Consider the following 24,377-nt stretch of genomic DNA (forward strand, 5'->3'; position numbering starts at 1 on the left):
TGAAGCGGTAGGCCGGGGGCGGGGTCGGGGCGGCATCAGACCGTCCCGCCGTGCCCCTCGCCCAGAATCGTCTGACGCCGGAATTGCTCCGGCGTCAGTCCCGACTGGCGGGTGAACATTTCGATGAATGCCGACGGTGTGGCGTAGCCCAGATCGAACGCAATCGACTTCACCGTGTGTCCGGCTTCCAGCCCTTCGATGGCACGCAGAAAGCGCAACCGCTGCCGCCATTGCCCCAGCGTCATCCCCAATTCCACCAGACAGTGACGGGCCAGCGTGCGCTCGGTCAGCGATGCCGTCTGCGCCCATTGCGCGAGCGTACGGTTGTCACCGGGCTCACTTTGCAGCGCTTGCAAGATGCGCACGAGCGCCGGTGAATTCGCCTGCGGCAGAAAGCGCGGTTCGGCCGGCGCGAGGGCCAGTTGATCGACGAGCACCTGCGCCAGACGTTTGTCGGCATCGGTGCGGGGGGATGCCACGCCCCGCTCGGCAAAGTCCGACAGAATCGCCCGCAACAAACCGCTGATGCGTAAGGTGGCCGCATGCGATGGCAGTACATTCGCGAGCGACGCATCGATGTACACCGACCGGTAGATCACCGCGTGCGCGTTGAAGCTGGCGTGCGCGGCTTTCGGCGGAATCCAGACAGCGTACTGGGGCGGCGAAAGGTAACGCGCGCCTTCGATTTCAAGCTGCATCACTCCATTCGCCACGTAGTTGAGCGTGCCCCAGTCATGACGATGCGGCACCCACGCCGTCTGCGCGTCGAACTCGTCGTAGCGGAAGTACACCGGATACGGCAGCGTCTTGAAGGTGGGCCAGTTGTAACGGACGGTCATGGCGCAGGGAGGAAGGAAGTTCGGGTCGGTCGTGACGGCAACGGCAATGGCAATGGCAATGGCAAGTGACAACTTGAATGCCGCCGTGCGACGGTTCGGTCAGGCAAACGTGCGCGGCGCGTGAGACATCCGCGCCACTGCATCGCACGTCGGTGCATCTTACCCGCTCCGCGCGGCGCTCTCGCAGGCGCCGTACGCGTGCGCTGCATCGACCTGTGTTCGGTGTCATGCTCTCGGTTGATACGTGGCCAAAGCGGTATCGGACGCCACGTTGCACGCACCTGGAGAACATATGACTATCGGATTTCTCGGCCTCGGCACCATGGGCTCGCCCATGGCGATCAATCTCATCAAAGCGGGTTTTTCGCTGCAAGTCTGGAATCGCTCGCGCGGTCCGGTCGACACCGTCGCGAAGGTTGGCGCACAAGCTTGCGACACGCCGGCAGACGCGGCACGTGGCGCCGACGTGCTCATTGCGATGCTGGCCGACGACGACACGAGCCGGGTCGTACTGAACGACGGCGGTGCCCTCGCTGCGCTGGCGCGCGGCGCCATCGTCGTGAACATGGCCACGGTGTCACTCGACTTCGCGCGCGAGATGCAGGCGAAATGCGACGCGCTCGGCTTGCGCTACATCGCCGCCCCCGTACTCGGCCGCGTGAACGTGGCGCAAGCCGGCAAGCTCAACATTCTCGCCGCCGGTGCCTCCGATACCCTCGCGCAGGTGCAGCCGATCTTCGACGTGCTCGGTCAGCGCACGTGGCGTTTCGGCGACGTGCCCGAGCAAGCCAACGTCGTGAAGCTCGCGTCGAACTTCATGATCGCGAGCGCCATCGAGACGATGAGCGAAGCCGCCGCCCTCACGCAAGGCCACGGCGTACCCGGAGCCGACTTCCTCGACATGATCACGACGGCCGTGTTCGCGGTGCCGGCCTACACCGGCTACGGCGGTGCGATTGCCAAACAGGTTTTCGAACCGGCCGGCTTCAAGCTCGCACTCGGGGCGAAGGATGTGCGCCTGGCGTTGCTCGCCGGCGAAGCGGCCAACGTGCCGATGCCGTTCGGCACCGTGCTGCGCGACAACCATCTCGATAGCCTCGCGCACGGCGAGGGACATCTGGACTGGGCTGCGCTGTCGAAGGTGGCCGCGCGCCGCGCCGGACAGGAAGACGCCGCTGCCGACTAATGTGGTTGCCCGCAAGACAAACAACACAACACGTCACAAATACGAAACGCCGCAAATCGCGGCGTTTTGTATTTTATTTGGGGATCGTTCTTAGAAACGCGATAGGTGATCGCGTGATGTCGCCGCAGCGACGGGCTTTTGACGACAATGGGAATTTTCATCAGGATTCCGAACCGCTATTCAACAATATTCTCGGTGTCGATATCAACCACGCGCAGCCACGCTGCCCGACACCATGACACAACGTCTCCCTCTGCTTACCGGTCCGCGTGCCCTTGCGCTCGCGGCCAGCCTCGCTCTGTCCACGCTGCCGGCCGGCGTTCATGCGCAGAGCAACGTCACCCTTTACGGCACCCTCGACTCCGGTTTTGTTCACGCCAATCACGTCGCCAGCAACAACGGCCCGGTCGGTTTATCGCAAATCACCAGCAACATCATGTCGGGCAGCCGCTGGGGCCTGCGCGGCACCGAGTCGCTCGGCAGCGGCCTTACGGCGCTCTTCCAGATCGAAAGCGGCTTCGATGCCGTCAACGGTAAACAAGGCAATGGCGGCCTCGCATTCGGCCGTAAGGCCATCGTCGGCCTGAAGGCGAATCAATGGGGCGAGGTCACGATCGGCCGTCAGTACGACCCGGTCGTCAACCTTGTGCAGGGCCTCACCGCCGACGGCTATTTCGGTGGCTTCTTCGCGACGCCGGGCGACGTCGACAACTACGACAACAGCGCGCGCATTAACAACTCGATTCGTTATGCGACCCCGAACTACGGCGGCCTGCAATTCGAAGGCATGTATGCGCTGGGTAACGTCGCGGGCAAGACGGGTTCCGGCCGCTCGTATGGTCTGGCTGGCGCGTATAGCAACGGACCGATCGCCCTTGGCGCCGGCTTCTTCTTCGCCGACGGTGGCGGCAAAATCGATGAAAAGGCCGATTCGGCGAGCCGAGGCTTTCGCCAGTGGTCCGGCAGCGCCGGTTCGCTGTTCAACTCGCCGATCAATCGCGGCTTGAGCACGGCAAGCAAGGTGCGAATCGTGCGCGTGGGCGGCAAGTACGCTATCGGGCCGGCCATTCTCGGTGTGTCTTACTCGCACGCCCAATACGCCAGTGACGGCCTTTCGGCATTCAGCGGCACGGCCAAGTTCGACACCGTCAATCTGTTCACCAGCTACGCGCTGACGCCCGCCCTGAGCACCGGTCTCGGCTACAGCTACACGCGGCTGCGCGGACCGAGCCAGACGGCGGCGCATTACAACCAGTTCAATGCCGGCGTCACCTACGCCCTGTCCAAGCGGACGGCCACGTATGTCATCGGCGGATACCAGCAAGCGACCGGCAACACGCTCGACGCCTCGGGATCGAAAACCGTCGCAGCAAACGCGTCGGTCGGTTCATACGGCATCGATGCGGGGGCTCGTACGCAACTGTTGCTCGGCATGGGGCTGAAGCACAGCTTCTGACCTGACGTTGCACGATCGGCCCAACCTCGTTTATTCATGCGGGTTTGGGCCGATTTCCCCAATGAAATAAGCCATTTACCATTCAAACGATCGTTTGGATGTTTTCAACTTATTAGCTAATGAAAATTCATTATTTCGAATTTTCAGGGTTTACCCTATTCGGGAAAGTATTTAGAATTCGTCTCTATCAAAAGTTGATGCAGACGCAACCGGCAGTCCCCCAAGCTTTCGAAGTCATTGAGAAATCGAGTTGCGGCGGTTTGTCTTGTCGCGAGTCAATAAGTGAATTCGGGAGAAGGGTTGTGAGTTTCGTCAGTTGGTCGTTGATTGCCCTCGTCGCCATTGCTATTTCGGCGGCGCGTGTGAATCAACTGCATCGCAAAGCCACAAGGCTGGCAGCCTCGGCGCACATCGACCGCGTATTGCGTTATCGCCGTAGTCATCGCCGCACGCCGTGCTCGCGCATTCAGTTCAAGGACGCCGCGTAAGCGTTTTCGCGCAGTGTCCTGACGCAGTAGCAGTAGCAGTCTTTGGTAATTCAGTAGTTGGCAGTTCGGCTTTATCGCTGTACTCGCATCACCCGCAGTCCTGTCGTTCAGAAGGTCTTGCATCACCGCAGTCCCCGTCGCAGTCCGACGGCTTCAGCAGTCGTAGTGAAATCAAGCTTTACTCGCAGTGGTAGTCCGCAGTACTCATTGCTGTTTTCCGGCGCTCATGTCATGGCCGGATGGAGAGTCATCCCTCCCTGCTGTTACGAGGCATCGCTCCCACGCGTCGAAGCCGTACCGCCGCCAGTCATTCGGGCGGTGGAGCGCGCGCCCACAGCCTCGTATTGCCCACGCGTTGCATCAAACAACCTGACGCCCCGATTCCCGGATCGCGCGTTCGTCCGCCTCACGCTGGTACGTCAGCGCCCGGCCACGAATTCGCCATGCACTGTCTTCCGAGCGATCCCGTGCGTTTGTGGTCACGCACGCCCCCGTTATCGCGTGGGCGCCCCGGCATGTGCCTACCCGCGCAACATGCCCGACGTATTCGTTAAAGAGAAGATTGTTGTCATGAACACCGACCCAGAGCGCATTACCGTCACCCTCAAGCTGCACCCGAACGACCTGAAGCAACTCGACAAGGCCTGCCAACGCGTGGGCATGAAGCGCGAAGATTTTTGCGTGCTCGCCACGCATCTGGAAGGCTCGCGCGTCCTCAACGGCGAGGGACTGGCGACGCTGGCCCGCCCGTTCGGCTTTGCCGCCGCCATTCCGGCCGTCCTGCGCTCGGCGTTCTCGCGCCTGTGCGTGCGCTGATCGAAGACACGATCGATAGTTGCGGTGCCGATTTGGTGCCCAAACGCGCCGATGGGCAATGACCTGATCCGGCGCGCATTCGGCGAGCCGGTCATCGCGCCGTCAACGATCTGGCTAGCTCACCTCGAACACCACCATGCCGTCGCGCCCGTCACGCTTGGCGCGATAGAGCGCACGGTCGGCCTGTTGCAGCCACGCCTGCGGGCTATCGAAGCTCACCGAGAACGGCACCAAACCGATGCTGACAGTGCATTCGGCCAGCGATAGCGACTGGCCGTCCGTATCCGGCATTTGAAGCTGCAACTGGGCTTCGGCCTGTGCCACCCGCGCGCGCAGGTCTGCCAGCAGGTGGTGCATCAAATCCTGCCCGGCGACGCCACCGGTGTTCACCAGCACCGCGCCGAACTCTTCCCCGCCATATCGGCCCACGGCATCGATGTCGCGCAGCCGTTGCCGAAGCAAGCCCGAAAAGCGCCGCAACGCCGTGTCGCCCGCCGCATGACCCAGCGTGTCGTTGATGCGCTTGAAATGGTCGAGATCCATCAGCACCAGACAGGCCGGTTGCCCCGTCGCCGCACAATGCGTGTGAATGTCTGCGAGCCGCTGCTCCCACGCGCGGCGATTGAGCAAGCCCGTGAGGCCGTCGTGCTGTGACAGATACTCCATCTCGCGCGATCGATTGGCGAGTTTCTGGGCGAGATCGTAGGTGACCTTACCGAGCGCAATGGGATACAGGATGATCATCGGCAGACACGTGATCACGTTGAACGTGTCCGACGCCGGCGCCCACGCGAAGCCCAACAGCGCAATGCCGACCAGCACGCCCGCCACGTTGGCGAGCACCCCCTGCAAGAACAACCTCACCCCGCCGGCACTGATGTTGTCCATCGACATCATCGCCAGCACGACCACACTGGGCAGCAGGTTGAAATGCATCGCGGCGACCCAGAAGCCGCCGAACGCCGAATCGATCAGCAGATTCCAGCGCTCGGCACGATAGGGCACCGGGCGCGAGAGCGCCAGCGCGCAGGCCACATGGGGCCACACAAAGCCATTGAAGATGAGCAGCGCCCAAAGCCAGGACGCGATGGGCGGGTCATGACGGTAAAAGACACCGGCGACGCAGAAGAAGCCGATCGCGAGGCCGATGGTGCGCAGACGATAGATGCGGCGCACAAAACGCTTGCCCTTGCCCGCGACGGCAGAATCAACCCCGAAAGAAGACGCCGCATTACGACGCTGTGGCGAGCCGTCGGCTTGCACCGGACGACCTTGTGGACTTGCTGACACCATGCTGCTCCGATCACCTGTCACGAAACGCGCACGATGCGAGTGCACCGTGGGGCTGCCGATGGCCATCCGTTGCGCCGCTACTGCCCGGCGACGGCACGCCAATCCCCGCCTCGCGCCATTCTACCTGCGGCAGATGGTCTTCCGGCAATAGCAAAGTGACCCAGTTTGGGGTAGCAGCCGCGTGGCGAAGAAAAACTACGGCGTCGACGACGCGTCCGAAACCCCGCATCAATTGTCTTAAATTCGCTATGTCGAAACGATACATCGGGCGGACAATTCGTCCCGTACCTTGCCGCGTGATGGTGTCGCGTCAACGCCGGGCCGCGCTGGTTGGTGGATCTGGCGACGCCCCGACAAATCGTCATGACACCGCACACGGCATCGCAAGACTTCGTTCAACGCCCCGCGCCACCGATGCTTCCGGTCGGCCAGGCAACCGGCAACCCGCCATCGACTCATGTCCAATTTCATCCTGCCGTTGATCGCCGTCCTCATCTGGTCGGCCAACGTGATCGTCAACAAACTCGCCGTCGGTCATATCTTTCCCGCCGAAATCGCGTTCCTGCGCTGGTTTGCCGCCGCACTGATCCTCACGCCTTTCGCGTTGCCGGCGCTCTGGCGCCACCGCCAGCAGTTTCTGCCCCATCTCGCGCAATACGCCACGCTGGGCGTGCTCGGCATGGCGATCTATCAAGGCCTCGCCTACTCGGCGGCGCACTACACCAGCGCCACCAACATGGGGATCATTCTGTCGCTGCTGCCGCTCACCACGCTCACGCTGGCGGTCGTGGTGTTGGGCGACGTACTCACTGCCGGCGCCGTCGCCGGCGGCCTGCTGTCGATCTTCGGTGTGCTGTTTGTCGTGGGGCACGGCTCAGTCACACATCTGGCCGATCAGGGCATCGGCGTTGGCGACGCCATGATGTTCTTCGCCATGCTCGCTTATGCGATCTACTGCGTGCTGCTTCGCAAGTGGCATCTGCCGCTCGCACCGCTGCCGTCGCTGTATGCGCAGATCGTCAGCGCCGTCGTGGCGCTGCTGCCCTTCTACCTCGCGTCGCAGAAGGCCGGTATCTCGATGGACAATTTGCCCCAGCTGGCCTTCGCCACCATTCCCGTGTCGATTGCCGCCCCCTTCATCTGGATGATCGGCGTCGCCCGTATCGGGCCGCGACGCGCGACGGTCGTCATCAATCTGGTGCCGATTTTCACGGCGTTGATTGCCGCATTCGGCCTCGGCGAACACCTCGCGGTCTATCACCTCGCAGGCGGCGCCCTCATTCTCGCGGGGGTCGCATTGGGCGAGTTCTGGCACCTGCCGATTCGAAAATCCCGAGAACTGGCGCCGAAATTGCAATAAGACTTGGGAAGCGTCCGATAAATTTTGTGCGCATAAAGTGGCCCACTCTTTATAGAGGGCCGCCTGTCACGCATGGGGAGGAATGCGATATAACGTCGCAAGACGCGGGGGGATTGATTAGGCTGTGTGACTCGTCAACGGAGTTCCGCCATGCAAACGAATCCACTCGCGCTGTTTGGAGACCATCTGGCGCACTTGCGTAAAGCACGTGGCTGGTCGCAGGAAAAGCTTGCCCTCGAGAGCGGTCTGGCCCGCTCGTACGTCAGCGGTATCGAGCGTGGCCGGCGCAATGTCGCGCTGGTGAATATCTGTGTGCTCGCCGACACGCTCGGAGTACCCACTTCCGAGATGTTGCGGTTCTCGCAAGCTATCGCCGGTACCGACACTTCTGCCATCACCGCCGGACGCACGCCACTGCCACAAATCAGCCGCTCGCTCGGGCGACTCGAAAACCGCGATCAGGTCTGGCTCGCGGAAATCATTCGCAGTCTGAGTTCGCGGTTGAGCCACGCCAACGTACCGGCTGCCGCATCGAGCATCGATCACGGCGTCGACCCGGATTTCGACGGCAACCTCGACGGACACCGCCCGACGTCCATCGCCGCCGACAACGATGCCGCCTATCTCGATGAAGACGACGAAGCGGGCGAGGGTCAGGTCGAGCGGAACAGGGCGAGTGACCGTGATGGTGAGCGTAGCGACATCGACGACGACGACACTGTCGATACCCTTCATCCCCCGGTCATCGAACCGCGCTTCGACCATCGTCACCCGACACCGCATCAGGCCTCTGCGACAGCGCAGGGATATCACGCCTCAGGTGACAATGCGCCGCCCCGGCGCGAGCCCGACGGCAATCGCCCGATAGTGCACGACGTCTCACGTGACACCGATCACGACGACGCACAGCGCTCCCCCGCAGTCGACGAGGAATGAACGAGCGCGCTGCGGGCGCGGTGTAGGACATCGCGCAAAGTCCGATCGTGTTGCGACGACTTTGCGTGATAGTTCGTCTTGTTGGCGTGTCGTCGCGACGATGAAAATCGTCTCTCATGCGCACCGGAACGTCACGCCGATCACGCGGAACGCCAACATTGTTTCGCTACGTCGTCGGTCGAAAATCCCGTGGATCTTGCGAGACATCCGTGAGATTCCCGCCGACACGCACGTCGTATCAAAACCCATTCGCATTGCGCGGCATCACACGCGGCACACCGACGCTGAGTGACATCCCGAAAGAAAATAAAGAGAGTCATCTCCCTGCGTCACGCACGCTTCGCAATGTCACACTCCCCGTTTCTCATTGACCGGAAGCGCGACTACGCACGTCACCGCACCCACGTGACCACCGCAATACTACGCAGCGTAGCGTGACCCAAGCCTTCGGAACCCCGCACTGCTTGTGCCTTCTCCGAAAGTCAGTTCAGAGGCGACGTTGCACACTATGCAGTTCGTGCCTCGCGAACGGGTATACCCAAGAGGCCGTCCCCGATGCCGGTTTTTTGCTTCAATCTTCCTGTCCCCAACAAGGAAATTTTTAGTATGGACTCCAATTTATTCAGATTCGGCAGACACCTGGCCGGCTTACGCAAGAAATACAACTGGGCACAGGACAAGCTCGCACTGGAAAGTGGACTCGCCCGTTCGTATCTCAGTGGCGTGGAACGGGGCAAGCGCAACATCTCGTTACGCAATATCTGCATTCTGGCGGACACGCTCGGGTTGCCGCCGCACGAATTGCTCGCGTTCGATGGTGCGCATGCGACGGCCGCCGACGGCACGATGTCGATTCCCTGCGACCCGTATCCGTCGCTCAACCGGGCCATGCAGAAATTGTCGGATCGCGATCAGGCGTGGATGGCCGATCTCGTGCGCACGCTCAGCTTGCGACTGGGGCATGGCCTGTTGCGCGAAGAGTGAGCCTCAGCGATGAAAGCAGCGCGTGGGCGCGTGGGCCGATCCGGTGGCTTCAGTCATTCCCGAGGAACGCATCCACGGCAAGATGAAAAGCGATCGGATTGGCCAGATTCATGCCGTGCGAGGCATCCTGAATCAACATGCGGCGCGCCTCGGGCATGGCATACGCCAGTGCATTGAGCACATCGGGATAGGGTGCCGGGCTCTCCGCCCCACCCATGAGCAACACCGGGGCGTGCAACGCGCCCAGCGCATCGATGGGCAGCGGCGTGCGCGGCTCAGCCACTTGCCCGATCAACGTCCGGGCGTTGTCCCTCACCATCTGTTTGAACCACGGCACCATGCGGCGCCACGTGTCCGGACCACTGACCGTGTCGATGAAGATGGCGAGTCCGCCATCGATATCACCGGCCTCGATGGCGGCCAGCGCCTGTTCGCGGAAATTGCCGCGTTCGCTGTCGAGTGGCACCTGAACGGGGCCGCCGCTGATTTCCACCCCCGGGTCGGCCAGAATCAACGAACGAACCGTATCCGGCGCCAGCAGCGCCGTGCGCAGGGCGACGTAGCCGCCGCGCGAGTGACCGAGCACATGCACCGGACCGACACCGAGCGCCGTAATGAACGCCGCGAGGTCTTCCGCATGCTGCTCACCGGAGAACGTGCCTTCGTGACCGTCCCATGCTTCAGGCCAGTAATGGCGCAGGCTCACCGAGATGACGCGCCGGCGTTGCCCCAGCGGGGCCATGTTCGGCTTGAAATAACGCAGATCGCAAAGCGAGCCGTGAACCAGCACGAGGGGTGCGCCGACGGCATCGTCGGGGGCTGGCGTTTCGACATACGCCATCGGGTAGCCGTTGACGTCGATCGTTTGCGGGATAGGGGCCGGCATGGGGGTGACACTTCTGGTGAGACAGGCCCGCCAGTATACCGAGCTTGCCGGGGCCTTGCCGGCGGGAGACGCTGGTGTATCCTTGCGACTCTTCTCATTCCCGCGGCACGACGTCATGGCACTCAAAGCCACCATTTATAAGGCCGAGGTGCAAATCACCGACCTCGATCGTCACTACTACGCCACCCACAACCTGACCCTGGCCCGCCACCCGTCGGAGACCGACGAGCGGATGATGGTGCGCCTGCTCGCCTTCATGCTCTACGCAGCGGAGCGCCTGTCGTTCGGCAAGGGCATTTCGACGGCGGACGAACCCGATCTGTGGGAGCTCGATTACGGCGACGACATCGTGCGCTGGATCGACGTCGGCCAACCTGACGCGCGACGCCTCATCAAGGCCGCCGGCCGGGCAGAACACGTCGACGTCATCGCCTACGGCGGCAAACCCGCCGCCATCTGGTGGCAAGCCACGGAAACCCAGATCACCCGCCTCTCGAATCTGACCGTGCGCATGCTCGACGAAGCCTCGGCCGAAGCCCTGACCGCGCTCGCCGCACGCAGCATGCGTCTGCAATGCACGCTTCAGGATGGCGAAGTCTGGATCGCGGACGACAGCCACAACTTCGCCGTGAACCTCACCACGCTGCGCGAAGCCAAGCGCGACTGAGCCCGGACCGGGGGCTCTCCCGACTACGCGGGGTACCACAAGCTGCGTTACACTTGACGTTAACGTAAATCGAGTGAACCCGCCCGCACGCGGCGGCGTGGCTACCACGCTGCCTCGCGCTTGCCCCGTGCCCCGCTAGCCGCTGCTCATGGATATCCTGATCTTTTCGCCCGACGGCAAGACTGCCCCCTATGAAGCGGGCATCGCCGAACACCTGCCGCACGCCAACATCCGTAGCTGGCAACCGGGCGACAGCGCCCCGGCCGACTATCTGGTGCTTTGGAAGCCGAACGCCGAGGTGTTGCAACCTCGCGCCAATCTGAAAGCCATCTTCAATATGGGGGCCGGTGTCGACGGCGTACTCGGTACGCGCGGCGAAGGTGCCGAGCGCCTGCCCGCCGGTGTGCCGCTCGTGCGCCTCGAAGACGCCGGCATGGCCGACCAGATGGCGCAGTACGTCAGCGCCGCCGCGCTGCGTTATTTCCGCCGTCTCGACGAATTCGACGCGTTTCAGGCGCAAGGTCAGTGGAAGTTTCTCAAGCCGAACCGTCTCGCCGATTTTCCCGTCGCCGTCCTCGGCTACGGCACGCTCGGCGCGCACGTGGCGAAGGCCCTCGCGAGCTTCGGCTTTCCGGTGCGCGCATGGAGCCGCAGCCAGCGTGACGACGACAGCGGTATCGCCCTGCATCATGGCGACGCGGGCTTCGATGCCTGCGTCTCGGGTGCACGCATCCTCGTCAATCTGCTGCCGCTCACGCCGCAAACCGTCGACGTCCTGAACGCCGGCCTGTTCGCCAAACTGGCCACGGGCGCGTTCCTGATCAACGTGGCGCGCGGTGCGCATCTGGTGGACGACGACCTGCTCGCCGCACTCGACAGCGGGCAGATTGCCGGCGCCACGCTCGATGTGTTCCGCACCGAGCCGCTGCCGGCCGAGCATCCGTTCTGGCGTGCGCCGCGCGTGACGGTCACGCCCCATATTTCTGCCCTCACGCTGCGCGACGAAACGGTGGCACAGATCGCCGGCAAGATCGCCGCGCTCGAGCGTGGTGAAACCATCACAGGCATCGTCGACCTGACGCGCGGGTACTGACACGCACCGCTCGCCGCTCGCGCCCAGCCTTTGCCAGGACAACACCGAGGAGACACCCCCATGACACAACCTCAACTGCCTCAATTGCCGCGACGCGTGAAAGTGGTCGAAGTCGGCCCGCGCGACGGTCTTCAGAACGAGAAGCAACTGGTCCCCGCCGACGTGAAGATCGCGCTGGTCGATCAACTCTCGGCAGCGGGTTTCGCCAACGTGGAGACGACCTCGTTCGTCTCGCCGAAGTGGGTGCCGCAAATGGCCGACGGCGCCGAGGTGATGGCCGGCATTCAACGCCACCCCGGCACGGTCTATTCGGTGCTGACGCCCAACATGCGCGGCTTTGAAGGCGCGGTTGCCGCCAAGGCCGACGAAGTCGTGATCTTTGGCGCCGCCAGCGAAGCGTTCTCGCAACGCAATATCAATTGTTCGATCGAAGAAAGCATCGAGCGCTTCGCCCCGGTGGCCCGTGCCGCGAAAGACGCGGGACTGCGCCTGCGCGGCAGCATCTCGTGTGCGCTCGGTTGCCCGTATCAGGGCGAAGTGCCGATCGCCAGCGTGGTCGACGTAGTGAAGCGCATGGCCGCGCTGGGCTGCGACGAGATCGACATTGCCGACACCATCGGCGTGGGCACCCCGACGCGCACCCGTGAAGTCATGGAAGCCTGCGCGCGCGCGTTCGCGATCGAGCGCCTGTCCGGTCACTTCCACGACACCTACGGGCAAGCCACCGCGAACATCTACGCCGCGCTGCTCTCGGGCATCTCGATCTTCCACTCGTCCGTGGCCGGCCTCGGCGGCTGCCCGTATGCGAAGGGCGCGACCGGCAACGTCGCCACCGAAGACGTGCTGTATCTGCTGCACGGTCTGGGGATCGAGACGGGAATCGACCTCGAAGCCGTCGTGCGCACGGGCGACTTCATTTCGAAGTCCATCGGCCGCACCAACGCCTCGCGCGTCGGCCGGGCGATGCTCGCCAAGATGCAAGACGCCGCGACGTCTGCGGCCTGACCTCACGCGCCCACGCGCCCACGCCACGCCGATCATGAGCCAGACACCTCACCGAACGCCTCAAATCGCTGCCCCTGCCGACGAGCAGGATCTCCCGGACGGTGCACGCCACGTCGCCCGCCTGCTGGCCGGCATGGGACATGATCAATCGATCGTGCTACTGCCGGCCACCGGCAAGACGTCGGCCGAAGCCGCGGCGGGGCTGGGCTGCGAAGTCGCGCAGATTGCCAAGTCGATCATCTTCCGCCGTGCCGCCGACGACACGCCTGTGCTGGTCATTGCCAGCGGCGTCAATCGCGTGGACGAGAAGAAGGTCGCGGCACAAGTCGGTGCGCTCGCCCGCGCCGACGCCAAGTTCGTCAAGGAGAAGACGGGCTACTCGATTGGCGGCGTGAGCCCCATCGGTCACGTCGTCTCGCCAGTCACACTGATCGACGAAGACCTGCTCAAACTGGCCAGCCTCTGGGCCGCCGCCGGCCACCCGCACGCCGTGTTCAACCTGACACCGAAACAACTCGTCGCCATGACGGGCGCACCGGTGGTGGACGTCGCGCTGCGGGACTGACGATTTGGTGAGCGCGCCGCCCATCGCGCACCTCGCGACACAACAACATGAATAGCGGAGACCTGCCATGCCGAGTCCGGAACTTGTCCCTGGCCTGACATTCGAGTGGACGTACCGGGTGCCCAAGAAGGCCGTGGTGCCCGAGCTCTACGATGATGTGGAACTGTGCCGCGACATGCCCGCCGTGCTCGCCACCGGCTATCTCGCCGGGATTCTCGAATGTGCGTGTCTTCAGGCGATTCGTCCGTATCTCGACTGGCCGCGCGAGCAATCGCTCGGCACGCTCGTGTCGTTCTCCCATCTCGCCGCCACCCCGGCGGGCGACACGTTGCGCATTCACGGCAAGCTGGTCGACGTCACCGGCCGTACGCTGCGCTTCGAAGTCGCCGCGTGGGATGGCCTCGACAAAGTGAGCGCAGGCATCCACGAGCGCGTGATCGTCGATCAGGAAAGATTTCAGACCAAGCTGCGCGCGAAAGCCGACAAGCTCGGCTTACCGCTATAGGAATGCCAATGCCCCTCCCGCGCTCGGTCGCCGCTTCGGATGACGTGCCGTCCCCCTGCACCAACATCTGCCGCATGAACCCGGCGACCGGCTGGTGTTCGGGCTGCTGGCGCACGCTCGCGGAAATTGCCGCCTGGTCGACCATGGCCGCCGACGACAAGCGTCACGTGTGGTCGCTGCTGCCGGCGCGGCGCGCCGAACACACCGAGCCACCCGTCATGCATCGCCGTGTTCGGGCCAATGAGGTTGATGCGGTCCGTGCCGAAGTCGTCGGCAGCCACGACGACAACCGCACGGATGGCAATGACAGCAACGCCGGCCCCCGTTAGCACGCGCCCCCCTATTCACTACACCCGCCCTCGTCATCACCACACATGGGAAAAATCGTTACTGTCGGCGAAACGTTCAGCGCCACTCACGCGTTCACGCCAGCATCGATCCGCGAGTTCTCGACGCTCGCTCACGACCTGAACCCGCTGCATCACGACGCCGAATACGCGGCGGCCGATCCGCGCTTTGGCGGCCTGATCTCGTCGGGTACGCAGCAAATGTCGTACCTCGCGGCGCTGCTGGCCACGCATTACTCGAAGACGGCGCAGCCGCTTGGGCTCGAGTTCGACATGAAGTTGCGCCGCGCCGTGCGCGCAGGTGACGACATCACCGTGCGCTGGACGGTCACTGACAGCCAATGGAAAGAGAAGCTCGCAGGCGACATCGTCTCGCTCGACGGCGAGGCCGTGAATCAACGCGGTGAGACCGTGATTGCCGCCACGGCGAAGATTCTCGTGTGCGCAAAACCAGAGATACGTTCATGACCTCGCCTTCACTGCCCGCGCCGTCCGGCCTTCCGAACGAGATGCGCGTCTTCGAGCGCGGCTGGCTGTCCTCGAACAACATCCTGTTTCTCGGCGACGAGCCCGCACTGGTCGACAGCGGCTACGTCTCGCATGCCGCGCAGACCCTTGCCCTCGTCCAGCACGCGCTGCCGGCCGGCCAGCCGCTCGCGCGCCTGATCAACACGCATTTGCACTCCGATCATTGCGGCGGCAATGCGGCCTTGCAGGCGCATTACGGTTGCCGCACGTGGGTGCCCGCCGCCGAGGCCGATCCGGTCCGGCATTGGGATGAAGCGCGTCTGTCCTACCGCGCCACGGGTCAGCAGTGCGCGCGCTTCGCCTTCGACGACACGCTCTCGCCGGGCGACGCCGTGACACTCGGCGAGCGCGAATGGCTCGTGCTCGGCGCGCCCGGACACGATCCGCACGCGCTCATGCTGTACAGCGCCGCCGACGGCATCCTGATCTCGGCCGATGCCTTGTGGGAACGCGGCTTCGGCGTGATCTTCCCCGAACTCGACGGCGAGTCGGGATTCGCCGAACAGGCGGCGGTGCTCGATCTCATCGAACAACTCGACGTGTCGCTGGTCATTCCCGGCCATGGCAAGCCGTTCGACGATATCAACGGTGCGCTCGACGCCGCGCGCAGCCGGCTCGACTACCTGCGCAGCGACCCGGCGCGCAACGCCCGCAACGCCCTGAAAGTGCTGATCGTGTTCCGGCTGATGGCCGAGACAGAGATGACATGCGCCGCGCTCAAGACAACGCTCGATACGGCACGCGCGTGGCGAGGCGCGGCGGCGATGCTGGCACCACCGTCAGCGTGGCCGGAATTGCTCGACACGCTCATCGCGGAACTGGCCAAGGCCGGTGCACTGCGCCACGACGCGGCGCAAGGCAAGTTGTATTCGGTGTGATGGGGTGTGGGGGTACGTCAGAACGCGTCACTGGAAAAAAACAACGCCGAGTGCCGGTGAAGGCAAACGGCGTTTGAGGACGTGACGTGCCGGCCGAATGCCGCGGTCGCTAACGCGGCGCCCGTCCTGCGGCGCCGTGTTACCGGCACCGCGTGGCACGCGAATTCATACTAGTCGGGTCGCGAAGTCGCTCCAAGAGGACTTTCCCTGATGCCGGTCCGAACAACCTTCGGCGCACCATCCATCCGCCACCAATCCGAAGCTTTCTTCGAGTCTGTTCACCCCGGGTGACAAACGAATCCCCCTATAATCGAACGATCGTTCGCGAAAGTGGCGAACGCAAGTAGCGAACACACATAGCCACCGGCATTCCCAGCCAATGTGCCACTCCGCTCCCCTCAGGAGCGTCCGCACAAGGAGACTTCATGGCGCTTCCCAAGATTCTGCAAAACCTGGCGCTGCCCGTCGTGGCCTCGCCGATGTTCATCGTGAGCTATCCGGAACTGGTGCTCGCGCAGTGCAAGGCCGGCATCGTCGGATCGTTCCCCGCGCTCAACGCGCGCGAACCGCAGATCCTCGAAGACTGGCTCGCCCGCATTACCGAAGAACTCGCGTCGTACCAAGCGGCGAACCCCGATGCCGTGGTCGGCCCGCTCGCCGTCAACCAGATCGTGCATCAGTCGAACCAACGGCTGGAACACGATGTGCGCGTGTGCGTCGAACACCGCGTGCCGATCTTCATCACGAGCCTGCGCGCGCCGCCCAAGGAAGTGCTCGACGCCGTGCACAGCTATGGCGGCATCGTGCTGCACGACGTCATCAACCTGCGCCATGCGAACAAAGCCCTCGAAGCGGGCGTCGACGGGCTGATTCTCGTCGCGGCCGGTGCGGGTGGCCATGCAGGCACGCTCTCTCCCTTCGCGCTGGTGGGTGAAGTGCGCAAGATCTTCGACGGCCCGCTCGTGCTCTCCGGCTCGATTGCCAACGGCGGTTCGATTCTCGCGGCGCAGGCGATGGGTGCCGACCTCGCCTACATCGGCACACGCTTCATTGCATCGAGCGAAGCCAACGCGAGCGACAGCTACAAACAAGCCATCGTCGATGCGAGCGCCAACGACATCGTCTACACGAACCTCTTCACCGGGGTGTCCGGCAACTACATCCGCCAGAGCATCGTGAATGCCGGGCTCGATCCCGATGACCTGCCCACCGCCGACAAGACCGCGATGAACTTCGCCAAGGCGAAGGCGTGGAAAGATATCTGGGGTGCCGGACAAGGCGTGGGCCTGATGGACGATGTGCGCCCGGCCGCCGAGATCGTCGCCCGTCTCAAACAGGAATACGACGAGACTCGCCAGCGACTTGCGCGCTGACGGGTCACGCATGAACCGAACGAAAGCCACAGGGTGCCCCTCGGGCACACAAGCCTGATCGTCACATCGGGCTGAGGCTCTCCGAACCGGGCCGCGCAATGCGCGAGTGTCGTCGCCAAGGCAACAAACTGGCGAGCACCGTGCAGGCGCGGCTCTTCTTTCGGAGAGTCCACCATGACGCATGTCCCGCACCGGCGTGCCATTGCCGTAGCACCGCACTACGGATTGCCCCTCAACGCGCAACGCCGCCCCTCCCCCCGCACCAGACACCCGCCCACACCGCCCCGCTCAATACCCGCGAACTTGCGCGCACGCGCCGTCACTCGGCCCCTTGCGCCGTGTCCGTCCGAAGCACACCCAGCGACACCGGCGGCGCCCCGAACCTCGACCAACGCGCCATGGCAAGTGGCGTGGACACTGCTGCTGGTGGCCAACGTGGCGGCCCTCGCACTCCCCGCGCATGCCGCAGTTCCCCGGTCGGCACGCGACGACCTGCCCCCTCTCGACACGGGCAACAGCCTCGATACCGGGCAGGCGCTGGCATGGCGCGCGGGGACGGCGGCGACCGCATCGCCCACGCTACGCGCCGCCGAAGTCAGCACGGCCTCGTGGCCCGACGTCGTCATCCGGCCACTGGTACCCGAGGCCGTAAAAACCGAGTACAGCGTTGACGACATCCTGAAGGCGATTGCGTCAGGCACCGCGCCGTTCCGCAATCTCGGTGAATCGATTGCCGACGCCTACACGGCACTCACCGGTAACGACGTCAGTACCAAAATGCGAACGAGCCTTCGAAAAGGCACCGTCACCGCAGATGTCCTCACGGGCATGCTGCCCAGTGCGGCCCTCGCTCGCCTGAGCGCCGAAGTCGCACAAGTCCTCGCCGATCAGCACGAGGGCAAGCCGGTCGACAGCAGTCGTCTCGTCGCCATTTTGCTGAACACCAACCTGCGCGGCATGGGTTCCTCTTCGCACAAGTCCACGGTACGTCACACCCCGGCTAACAACGCACGTCCCCTTGCCGCGCACGAGCCCGCACCCGAGCCGCCGCGCGAGCCCCTCGACGCCCCGGCTTTCCATTTGCCGGAGATCGTGACGGGAGAACGCGAACATCTCACCGGCTACGCGCAACCGCTTCCCGGGAATGTGCTTCACAGTCCCTTGCCTGCCGGTCCTGAAGGACCGGACACGTTACACGGCATCATCGTGGCGGATGGCCATTACTTCATACGCGGCACCGGTGGCTATTACCGCATGCAGCGCCAGAAGACCGGCGATCACTGGCTCATCGAAGCCCATGAGGCCGGCAAGCCGAAAATCCCTGTGGTCTACGACGCGGCGACGGGAAAATGGCGGGCCCATGCACCCTTGCGTTTGTGCGGGGGCGGCTGCGGGTCCAGCAAGGCATCGGAAGTGGCCAGCAACAGCAACAGCGACAGCATGCTCGGCATGGTGTTCGATCTTTCCAGCATTCGCGAGCCCGAGGTGCGCCGGGCCATTCAGGAGTCCTACGACGACCTGAGCGAGTTGCGCCTGTTGCGCACGAATCGCGACGATCTACGGCCACGGCGCGACAACTCGATCGTCGAGATACGGGAAAGCCTGTCGAACGCCATGCGCCGCATCAACCGTAACGCCCCGCTGCTTGAGCAACAGCGACAGGCGGCCAGATGCACCGCGCTCTACTATCTGGAGCATCCCGATTCCGAAGCCTTCTGCCAGGAAAACGCGGAAGTGCTCTTCCACTTCATGCTCGCCAATCAGGTGCCGGCGAGCCGAATCCGCATGATCACGCTGCGTCCGCGCAACCGGCCGCCGCACGTGATGGTGCTCTATACGGAATCGAAGAATGTCATTCAGATGCTGCACTGGGCGACACCGCAGCCGGCCGTAGACGGACGCGTCGATGGCATCACCGACCTGACCTTCGCACAAGAGATTTACGCCACACGTGCCAGCACACGACTGCTCGACCCGTGGGGGCGAATCAAGATGCAGTCGTTCGAGCGTGCGCGGTGCGAGCACGAGGTGCTCGACACCTTGCGCGTGATGCTCGAAGACGCGGGGGCGCGTAACGGCGAGCCCTTCTTCGTATCGATCACCCGCCCGCTGGGCACACCCCGTACCAGTTCCACCAGTCTGTCGTCACCGGGCGGGGCGTCTCCGCGCAGTGAGCGAATTCCCCAAGATGCGAAGGATTCGTCATGATGAAGCGCGCACAGCGGCACGCGGATCCTGCGGCACTTCGCTACGGTTTGCCGATGACCGTGGTGCGAAAAACGCCACGACGTCCAGCGCAGTCGGAGGCCGCCGTGGCGATTCGGAGCGTTCATCGGCAGCGCAGACCGGCGTCGCAAACGACCGAGCGACCTTCCCCTGCGCCTGACAACGGTTCGTCCGCTCGCGCTTCGCTTATCGGGTGGCCGATGGCGTGCGCACTGCTGCTCGTCGCGAACATTGCGTTGCCAGTCGCCATCGCACGACCACGCGACGCCGTCGAGACGCGCGATACCGGCACGCCATCTGCGGGGGTTCTCATCGAGCCAGTCGCCTATGCCCCGATCAAGACCGACTACAACGCGAACGATGTCCTGAAAGCGTTGGCCTCGGGGGGCTCCCCCTTCGCGAACTTCGCCGAGTCGATCAGCGATGCCTATGTCGTGTCGACGGGACACGACGTGCCGGCGACGACACGCAAGCAACTGCGCAATGGCATGCGCGCGCTGGACTACGCCACCGGCATGATTCCGGGCGTGCAACTCCTGCGTGTCCCCGGCGACGTGGCGCAACTCATGTCCGAAGCGTTGTCCGGACACTCGCCGGCGGTTCACCGAGTCGCAGCGGTGCTTTCGAATTCCGATCTGCGTGGCATGGACGGTATCGGCGAGCCGCACCGGCAGGCAGACGCCTCGCCGCGTGTCGCCGCGGCGCCTGCACCACGCAGCGAAGCGCACGGCGCCGTGGCGACCGACACAGGTCCGCCCCCCCATGATTTTCGAGTGCCGACGCAGTGGCGCCCGGTATTGAAACCTTCCCCTGCGCGACACGCCGGTGCGCGATCGCCGATGCCCATTCACGGCGAAAGCGAATTCTTGCGGGGCTATGCACAATCGCTGCCGCGCACAGAACCGTTGACACATCTGCTGCCCGGGCTCGTTTTGCGAGGGAGTCGCTTCTTCCTGCGCGGCACCGGCGGCGACTATCGCGTGCAGCGATCCAAGGTCGGTGATTACTGGTACGTCAATGCCCCGCGAGCCGGTAAGCCGCAGGTGCCCGTGCGATTCGACCCGGCCACCGGCCAGTGGTACGCCCACGCGCCGCTGCGCTTGTGCGGTGGCGGCTGCGCGCAGAGCCGGATGGACACGCCGCGTAGCGCCACGGACAGCATTCGCGGGTACGTGCTCGATCTCGTCGGCATCGCCGATCAGCGGGTGCGCGATGCGATTCAGGAGGCCTTCGATACGCTCGGCGAGTTGCGTCTGCTACGCAGCAATCGCCACGATCTCCGGCTGTTTCGGGACAACTCGATTACCGACATTCGTGAAGCTCTCGTGGAAGGGCTGCGCGACATCGATCCGACCGCGCCGTTGTCCAGCCAACAGCGCCGCGCCGCCGAACTCACTGCGATGTACTACCTGGGGCGTCCCGGGCTCGAAGCGTTCTGCCATGAGAACGCCGAGGTGCTGTTCCACTTCATGCTGGCGCGTGGGGTGCCGAAGTCACGACTGCGCATGGTCACCGTGCGCCCGCAAAACAGGCCGGCCCACGTCATGCTGCTTTATTCAGAGTCGCCCGTGCTCATCAAGATGCTGGAGATGGCGACACCGCAGCCGCCGGTCGAGGGGCTGGTGGACGGTCTGACACATCTGGAATTTGCCCGGGCCATCCTGTCGTCGCGCTATCGCAGCCGGCTCTTCGACCCGTGGAGTCGAATCAAGATGGTGACGTTCGAACAGGCGCGCAGCGAACGGGAAGTGAGCGACATGCTCGCGCCGACGCTCCAAGATGCGGGCTACCGGCGCGGTGCGCCCTATCGCATCTCGGTGACACGTCCGCTGGGCACGCCGCCTCTACGGCAGTCTGCCCAGACGGATCGCGCACAGAACGATCAGTACGTGTAGACGCCGCGGCCGGTCTTGCGGCCGAGATAGCCGGCCGCCACCATTTCCTTGAGCAGCGGGCACGCACGATACTTCGAGTCTTCGAACTCTTCGTAGAACACGTTCATCACCGAGAGGCAGACGTCGAGCCCGATCATGTCGGCGAGCGCAAGCGGCCCGATCGGATGATTGCAGCCGAGCTTCATCCCTTCGTCGATTTCTTCCGGCGTCGCGAGGTTTTCCGCCAGCACGAAGAAGGCTTCGTTGATCATCGGCACGAGAATGCGGTTCACCACAAAGCCCGGGGCATTCTTCACGGTGATCGGCGACTTGCCGAGTTGGCGGGCGAGCGCATCGACGCGCGCATGCGTCTCGTCGCTCGTTTGCAGGCCGCGAATGATTTCCACCAGCGCCATCAGCGGCACCGGGTTGAAGAAGTGCATGCCGATGAACTGCGACGGGTTCTCAACGACGGCGGCCAGCTTGGTGATCGAGATCGACGATGTGTTGGAGGCAAGAATGGCATCGGCCTTGGCCACGCCCTGAAGCTGCTTGAGGATCTTCACCTTCAGGTCGAAGTTCTCGGTCGCCGCTTCGATCACGATGTCGGCACCGGCGAGCGCTGCGTAATCGGTCGACGTCGAGATGCGCGCCAGTGCGGCTTCCTTTTCGGCCGTCGTGAGCTTGTCTTTCTTGATCAGGCGATCAAGGCTGCCGGCGATGGTGGCGAGGCCCTTGTTCACGGCGGCGTCGCTGATGTCGACCATCGTGACCGGCAGTCCGGCCACCGCACAGGCCTGCGCAATGCCGTTACCCATCGTGCCCGCGCCAATGATGCCTACGTGTTGAATCGTCATGTCGTCTCTGCTCCGTGTCTGGTGGATTTTCGGTGCACAAATCATAGCGCGGACACGTCGGATCAGTGACACACGAAACCGCTGTGCGGAACTCGCAAGTGGCGATGCGGCGCGTGTGCCGCGCAGAAAACGACAAAGGGGCAGACGCACCCCAAATTGGCGTCTGCCCCCTTGCCGGACCCGAACGGTGCGCGCATCGCTGCCGCACCGCGCGACATCAGAACTTCATGCGAATACCACCGCCTGCCGTGTTACCCGTCGAGAGCGTGCTCACCTTGTCCATCATGTAAGCCGCGTAGATGTCGGTACGCTTGGACAGCGGGTAGTCGTAACCCAGTGCCCACGTCTTGCGGTTGACGTTGGTCGCGCCCGAGCTCTTCGTGTACGCGTACGACGCGAGCACGCTGCCATTGCCCAGCGGCACCGACACGCCGAGCTGGCCGCCATTTTCCGACACGCCGCCACCCGTCACGTTGTTGCGAATGTATTGGTACTGGCCGAACAGCTTCACGATCTGGAAGTCGTACGTGGCGCCCAATTGCAGGGCCTGCTGGCTGCGGAAGCCCGGCATGCCTGCCATGTCGTCGGGGACCGAGTCGAACTTCACTTGCTGGTAAGCCACGGTCGCGGCAAACGGACCGTTGAAGTACAGCGCCGATGCGCTCCACTTGTTCTGGCCGGCTTCACCCGCCTTGTTGCCGAACGCGTACGACACGCTGCCCGACAGGCCCTTGAAGTTCGGCGTGGTGTACATCACGCCATTGCTCCAGCCCGAGTCGCCGACGATACCTTGACCGGCCTGACCGATGAAGGTGTGGAACACCATCGGGCTGAACGTGTACGAATCGACGAACGGGTTGAACAGGATCGTCGAGACGAAGTACGACGTGGTCAGGCGGCCGATCGTGACGGTACCGGCGGTGTCCGACGACAGGCCGACATACGCGTTACGCGAGAACATCGAGTCGCCCTGGAAGCGGCCGTACTGACCGTTCTGCGGACGGAAGAAGTCTTCGAGCACGAACACGGCTTTCAGGCCGCCACCGAGGTCTTCGCTACCCTTCATGCCCCAGTACGACGTCGACATCCCGCCGCCGCCTTGCGTCCAGGCCGTATTGCCGCCCGGGTTCTTCACCGCGCCCACGAAGGCATCCACCTGACCGTACAGCGTGACGTTCGATTGTGCGAACGCCGCCGTGCTCATGCACGCGCCCAGAATGATTGCCCCGCCCAGGCCCTTGGCCATGCTCCGCTTCATTGACTTCTCCTTGGTTTGAGTATTTTGTGTGCCTGCTCCCGCCCCTGCGCGGGCCCTGCCGGCGCTCGTTTGCGAAGCGCCTCCCTGTTGAACGGCCGTGATTCTCGCACAGCCCCCGCGGCCTCGGTACGCCGAAACCGCGTAGAAAAATCGCCACATGAGGTGGCCGGGAAATGGTGGGGAGACAAAATTCGGACGACCACCCGCGCCACAATTAACCTCGGTATAACAGGATCGATATATCCCTTATATTGCCGGGTTAGCGAACACTCACATTCGCTGTGATGTGCGCGTTTGATGGGGGGTCATGAAGCGCGACCTGAAGTCGGCATTGCGGACAGACGAGCGCATCCGATGTTGCACATATGCAACATTCGATTCACTCAAGGGAGAAATTCAGGGGCAGGTGCAGCGCAGCGTCGGAGCGTGGGCTCAGGGACGGACGTCGCCGCTGAGGTGCCGAATTACCGTTCGCGACGACCGCCGCCGCCACCGCCGTGCGGGCCACGCGGGCCGCCTTGCGGGGTGTACTGCCGTTCGCGGGGTTCGGCCGGGGCGGCCCAGTTCGGGTAGGCAGACTGACCACGGCCGCGGTCGGCGCTGAAGCGGCTGATGTCCTCGCGCAACGACGCCTTGTTGACGTCGAGCGGGTCGCGTCCACGCCCGCCTTCTGCCCAGGCAGGATAGGCGCACACGAGCAGCAGGAGGAAACAGCAGCGGATACGGGCACTCATTTCGATATCGCCGGCTTTCGACCGACATCGGCCGGCCCGAGGGTGGGGCCGGTTGGCACGAGGCGACAGTCACGCAACCTTCGCGTGGGCAGCGCATACCTGCGCCATACGCCTCAAGAATGAATGTACCGGGTCAGCCGAACGAGCGTCGACCGAAAAGATGTTAACGCGCGGGGTGGTGTGCAACCGTTTGTAACTGCGCGTTGTGGCTGCGCAATTCGCT

General features: G+C 63.7%; 24 protein-coding genes. 18 read left to right on the top strand and 6 right to left on the bottom strand.

The window, feature by feature from the left end; translation table 11 throughout:
* Positions 1-35 precede the first annotated feature (35 nt).
* On the bottom strand, positions 36-911 hold the full coding sequence (locus CDV46_RS02155) for an AraC family transcriptional regulator (RefSeq protein WP_254915905.1): 876 nt from the start codon (positions 909-911) through the stop codon (positions 36-38).
* Positions 912-1,131: 220 nt separating this feature from the next.
* On the opposite strand from CDV46_RS02155, the gene CDV46_RS02160 reads away from it, so the two are divergent.
* The 4 genes from CDV46_RS02160 to CDV46_RS02175 all read left to right on the top strand — a co-directional run bounded on the left by CDV46_RS02160 (position 1,132) and on the right by CDV46_RS02175 (position 4,785).
* The gene (locus tag CDV46_RS02160; RefSeq protein WP_087721678.1) at positions 1,132-2,025 is read left to right on the top strand and encodes an NAD(P)-dependent oxidoreductase; all 894 of its coding nucleotides are present in this window, start codon (positions 1,132-1,134) and stop codon (positions 2,023-2,025) included.
* Positions 2,026-2,260: 235 nt separating this feature from the next.
* On the top strand, positions 2,261-3,481 hold the full coding sequence (locus tag CDV46_RS02165) for a porin (RefSeq protein WP_087721679.1): 1,221 nt from the start codon (positions 2,261-2,263) through the stop codon (positions 3,479-3,481).
* A gap of 302 nt (positions 3,482-3,783) precedes the next feature.
* Entirely contained in the window at positions 3,784-3,969 is a 186-nt protein-coding gene (locus CDV46_RS02170; RefSeq protein WP_058376994.1) for a hypothetical protein, read from the top strand.
* 570 nt (positions 3,970-4,539) lie between these two features.
* On the top strand, positions 4,540-4,785 hold the full coding sequence (locus tag CDV46_RS02175) for a hypothetical protein (protein ID WP_058376993.1): 246 nt from the start codon (positions 4,540-4,542) through the stop codon (positions 4,783-4,785).
* A gap of 114 nt (positions 4,786-4,899) precedes the next feature.
* Here CDV46_RS02175 and CDV46_RS02180 read toward each other — a convergent pair whose 3' ends face one another.
* Entirely contained in the window at positions 4,900-6,078 is a 1,179-nt protein-coding gene (locus CDV46_RS02180) for a diguanylate cyclase (protein ID WP_087690776.1), read from the bottom strand.
* A gap of 457 nt (positions 6,079-6,535) precedes the next feature.
* Between CDV46_RS02180 and CDV46_RS02185 the strand changes: the two genes are divergently transcribed.
* The 3 genes from CDV46_RS02185 to CDV46_RS02195 all read left to right on the top strand — a co-directional run bounded on the left by CDV46_RS02185 (position 6,536) and on the right by CDV46_RS02195 (position 9,358).
* A complete protein-coding gene (locus CDV46_RS02185; RefSeq protein WP_087690066.1) occupies positions 6,536-7,438 on the top strand; it encodes a DMT family transporter in 903 nt (300 codons plus the stop codon).
* 150 nt (positions 7,439-7,588) lie between these two features.
* Entirely contained in the window at positions 7,589-8,374 is a 786-nt protein-coding gene (locus CDV46_RS27325) for a helix-turn-helix domain-containing protein (protein ID WP_254915906.1), read from the top strand.
* A 606-nt stretch (positions 8,375-8,980) separates the two neighbouring features.
* The gene (locus CDV46_RS02195) at positions 8,981-9,358 is read left to right on the top strand and encodes a helix-turn-helix domain-containing protein (protein ID WP_084655979.1); all 378 of its coding nucleotides are present in this window, start codon (positions 8,981-8,983) and stop codon (positions 9,356-9,358) included.
* Positions 9,359-9,407: 49 nt separating this feature from the next.
* Here CDV46_RS02195 and CDV46_RS02200 read toward each other — a convergent pair whose 3' ends face one another.
* Positions 9,408-10,244: an alpha/beta fold hydrolase gene (locus CDV46_RS02200; RefSeq protein ID WP_087721680.1), complete on the bottom strand. Its 837-nt coding sequence runs from the start codon at positions 10,242-10,244 to the stop codon at positions 9,408-9,410.
* A 115-nt stretch (positions 10,245-10,359) separates the two neighbouring features.
* Here CDV46_RS02200 and CDV46_RS02205 point away from each other — a divergent pair, with 115 nt between their 5' ends.
* From CDV46_RS02205 to CDV46_RS02255, 11 genes are all read left to right on the top strand, one after another.
* On the top strand, positions 10,360-10,911 hold the full coding sequence (locus CDV46_RS02205) for a YaeQ family protein (RefSeq protein WP_058376990.1): 552 nt from the start codon (positions 10,360-10,362) through the stop codon (positions 10,909-10,911).
* A 148-nt stretch (positions 10,912-11,059) separates the two neighbouring features.
* Positions 11,060-12,004, top strand: a complete 945-nt coding sequence (locus CDV46_RS02210; RefSeq protein ID WP_087690070.1) for a 2-hydroxyacid dehydrogenase — start codon at positions 11,060-11,062, stop codon at positions 12,002-12,004.
* Positions 12,005-12,064: 60 nt separating this feature from the next.
* Entirely contained in the window at positions 12,065-13,009 is a 945-nt protein-coding gene (locus CDV46_RS02215) for a hydroxymethylglutaryl-CoA lyase (RefSeq protein ID WP_087690072.1), read from the top strand.
* A 34-nt stretch (positions 13,010-13,043) separates the two neighbouring features.
* Positions 13,044-13,574: a YbaK/EbsC family protein gene (locus tag CDV46_RS02220; protein WP_087721681.1), complete on the top strand. Its 531-nt coding sequence runs from the start codon at positions 13,044-13,046 to the stop codon at positions 13,572-13,574.
* Between the two features lie 67 nt (positions 13,575-13,641).
* Positions 13,642-14,079 (top strand): thioesterase family protein, encoded by a 438-nt coding sequence (locus CDV46_RS02225; RefSeq protein WP_058376986.1) that lies wholly within the window; start codon positions 13,642-13,644, stop codon positions 14,077-14,079.
* Between the two features lie 8 nt (positions 14,080-14,087).
* On the top strand, positions 14,088-14,408 hold the full coding sequence (locus tag CDV46_RS27600; protein ID WP_087690074.1) for a DUF1289 domain-containing protein: 321 nt from the start codon (positions 14,088-14,090) through the stop codon (positions 14,406-14,408).
* Positions 14,409-14,453: 45 nt separating this feature from the next.
* Positions 14,454-14,894 carry a MaoC family dehydratase gene (locus CDV46_RS02235; RefSeq protein ID WP_087690076.1) on the top strand — a complete coding sequence of 147 codons (441 nt, stop codon included), beginning with the start codon at positions 14,454-14,456 and terminating at the stop codon, positions 14,892-14,894.
* The gene (locus tag CDV46_RS02240) at positions 14,891-15,832 is read left to right on the top strand and encodes an MBL fold metallo-hydrolase (RefSeq protein WP_087690078.1); all 942 of its coding nucleotides are present in this window, start codon (positions 14,891-14,893) and stop codon (positions 15,830-15,832) included. Before CDV46_RS02235 ends, CDV46_RS02240 begins: the two co-directional genes overlap by 4 nt.
* A 425-nt stretch (positions 15,833-16,257) precedes the next feature.
* A complete protein-coding gene (locus CDV46_RS02245; protein WP_087721682.1) occupies positions 16,258-17,205 on the top strand; it encodes an NAD(P)H-dependent flavin oxidoreductase in 948 nt (315 codons plus the stop codon).
* Positions 17,206-17,610: 405 nt separating this feature from the next.
* Positions 17,611-19,413: a hypothetical protein gene (locus CDV46_RS02250; protein ID WP_087721683.1), complete on the top strand. Its 1,803-nt coding sequence runs from the start codon at positions 17,611-17,613 to the stop codon at positions 19,411-19,413.
* Positions 19,414-19,631: 218 nt separating this feature from the next.
* Entirely contained in the window at positions 19,632-21,326 is a 1,695-nt protein-coding gene (locus CDV46_RS02255) for a hypothetical protein (protein ID WP_087721684.1), read from the top strand.
* Here the strand turns inward: CDV46_RS02255 and CDV46_RS02260 are convergent.
* The 3 genes from CDV46_RS02260 to CDV46_RS02270 form a co-directional block, all read right to left on the bottom strand.
* Complete coding sequence (locus tag CDV46_RS02260) at positions 21,314-22,162, bottom strand: 3-hydroxybutyryl-CoA dehydrogenase (RefSeq protein WP_087721685.1); 849 nt, start codon at positions 22,160-22,162, stop codon at positions 21,314-21,316. The two genes, CDV46_RS02255 and CDV46_RS02260, sit on opposite strands and share 13 nt — an antisense overlap.
* 217 nt (positions 22,163-22,379) lie before the next feature.
* Positions 22,380-23,420, bottom strand: a complete 1,041-nt coding sequence (locus tag CDV46_RS02265; protein ID WP_087690087.1) for a porin — start codon at positions 23,418-23,420, stop codon at positions 22,380-22,382.
* Between the two features lie 464 nt (positions 23,421-23,884).
* The gene (locus CDV46_RS02270) at positions 23,885-24,154 is read right to left on the bottom strand and encodes a hypothetical protein (protein ID WP_087690089.1); all 270 of its coding nucleotides are present in this window, start codon (positions 24,152-24,154) and stop codon (positions 23,885-23,887) included.
* Positions 24,155-24,377 lie beyond the last annotated feature (223 nt).

Source organism: Pandoraea sp. PE-S2T-3, from assembly GCF_002179965.1.
Taxonomy (GTDB): Bacteria; Pseudomonadota; Gammaproteobacteria; order Burkholderiales; family Burkholderiaceae; genus Pandoraea.

Coding starts and splice junctions, on each gene's coding strand:
- CDV46_RS02160 (WP_087721678.1), top strand. CDS start 1,132: ATGACTATCGGATTTCTCGGCCTCGGCACCATGGGCTCGCCCATGGCG.
- CDV46_RS02165 (WP_087721679.1), top strand. CDS start 2,261: ATGACACAACGTCTCCCTCTGCTTACCGGTCCGCGTGCCCTTGCGCTC.
- CDV46_RS02175 (WP_058376993.1), top strand. CDS start 4,540: ATGAACACCGACCCAGAGCGCATTACCGTCACCCTCAAGCTGCACCCG.
- CDV46_RS02180 (WP_087690776.1), bottom strand. CDS start 6,078: ATGGTGTCAGCAAGTCCACAAGGTCGTCCGGTGCAAGCCGACGGCTCG.
- CDV46_RS02185 (WP_087690066.1), top strand. CDS start 6,536: ATGTCCAATTTCATCCTGCCGTTGATCGCCGTCCTCATCTGGTCGGCC.
- CDV46_RS27325 (WP_254915906.1), top strand. CDS start 7,589: ATGCAAACGAATCCACTCGCGCTGTTTGGAGACCATCTGGCGCACTTG.
- CDV46_RS02195 (WP_084655979.1), top strand. CDS start 8,981: ATGGACTCCAATTTATTCAGATTCGGCAGACACCTGGCCGGCTTACGC.
- CDV46_RS02200 (WP_087721680.1), bottom strand. CDS start 10,244: ATGCCGGCCCCTATCCCGCAAACGATCGACGTCAACGGCTACCCGATG.
- CDV46_RS02205 (WP_058376990.1), top strand. CDS start 10,360: ATGGCACTCAAAGCCACCATTTATAAGGCCGAGGTGCAAATCACCGAC.
- CDV46_RS02210 (WP_087690070.1), top strand. CDS start 11,060: ATGGATATCCTGATCTTTTCGCCCGACGGCAAGACTGCCCCCTATGAA.
- CDV46_RS02215 (WP_087690072.1), top strand. CDS start 12,065: ATGACACAACCTCAACTGCCTCAATTGCCGCGACGCGTGAAAGTGGTC.
- CDV46_RS02220 (WP_087721681.1), top strand. CDS start 13,044: ATGAGCCAGACACCTCACCGAACGCCTCAAATCGCTGCCCCTGCCGAC.
- CDV46_RS02225 (WP_058376986.1), top strand. CDS start 13,642: ATGCCGAGTCCGGAACTTGTCCCTGGCCTGACATTCGAGTGGACGTAC.
- CDV46_RS27600 (WP_087690074.1), top strand. CDS start 14,088: ATGCCCCTCCCGCGCTCGGTCGCCGCTTCGGATGACGTGCCGTCCCCC.
- CDV46_RS02235 (WP_087690076.1), top strand. CDS start 14,454: ATGGGAAAAATCGTTACTGTCGGCGAAACGTTCAGCGCCACTCACGCG.
- CDV46_RS02240 (WP_087690078.1), top strand. CDS start 14,891: ATGACCTCGCCTTCACTGCCCGCGCCGTCCGGCCTTCCGAACGAGATG.
- CDV46_RS02245 (WP_087721682.1), top strand. CDS start 16,258: ATGGCGCTTCCCAAGATTCTGCAAAACCTGGCGCTGCCCGTCGTGGCC.
- CDV46_RS02255 (WP_087721684.1), top strand. CDS start 19,632: ATGGCGTGCGCACTGCTGCTCGTCGCGAACATTGCGTTGCCAGTCGCC.
- CDV46_RS02260 (WP_087721685.1), bottom strand. CDS start 22,162: ATGACGATTCAACACGTAGGCATCATTGGCGCGGGCACGATGGGTAAC.
- CDV46_RS02265 (WP_087690087.1), bottom strand. CDS start 23,420: ATGAAGCGGAGCATGGCCAAGGGCCTGGGCGGGGCAATCATTCTGGGC.
- CDV46_RS02270 (WP_087690089.1), bottom strand. CDS start 24,154: ATGAGTGCCCGTATCCGCTGCTGTTTCCTCCTGCTGCTCGTGTGCGCC.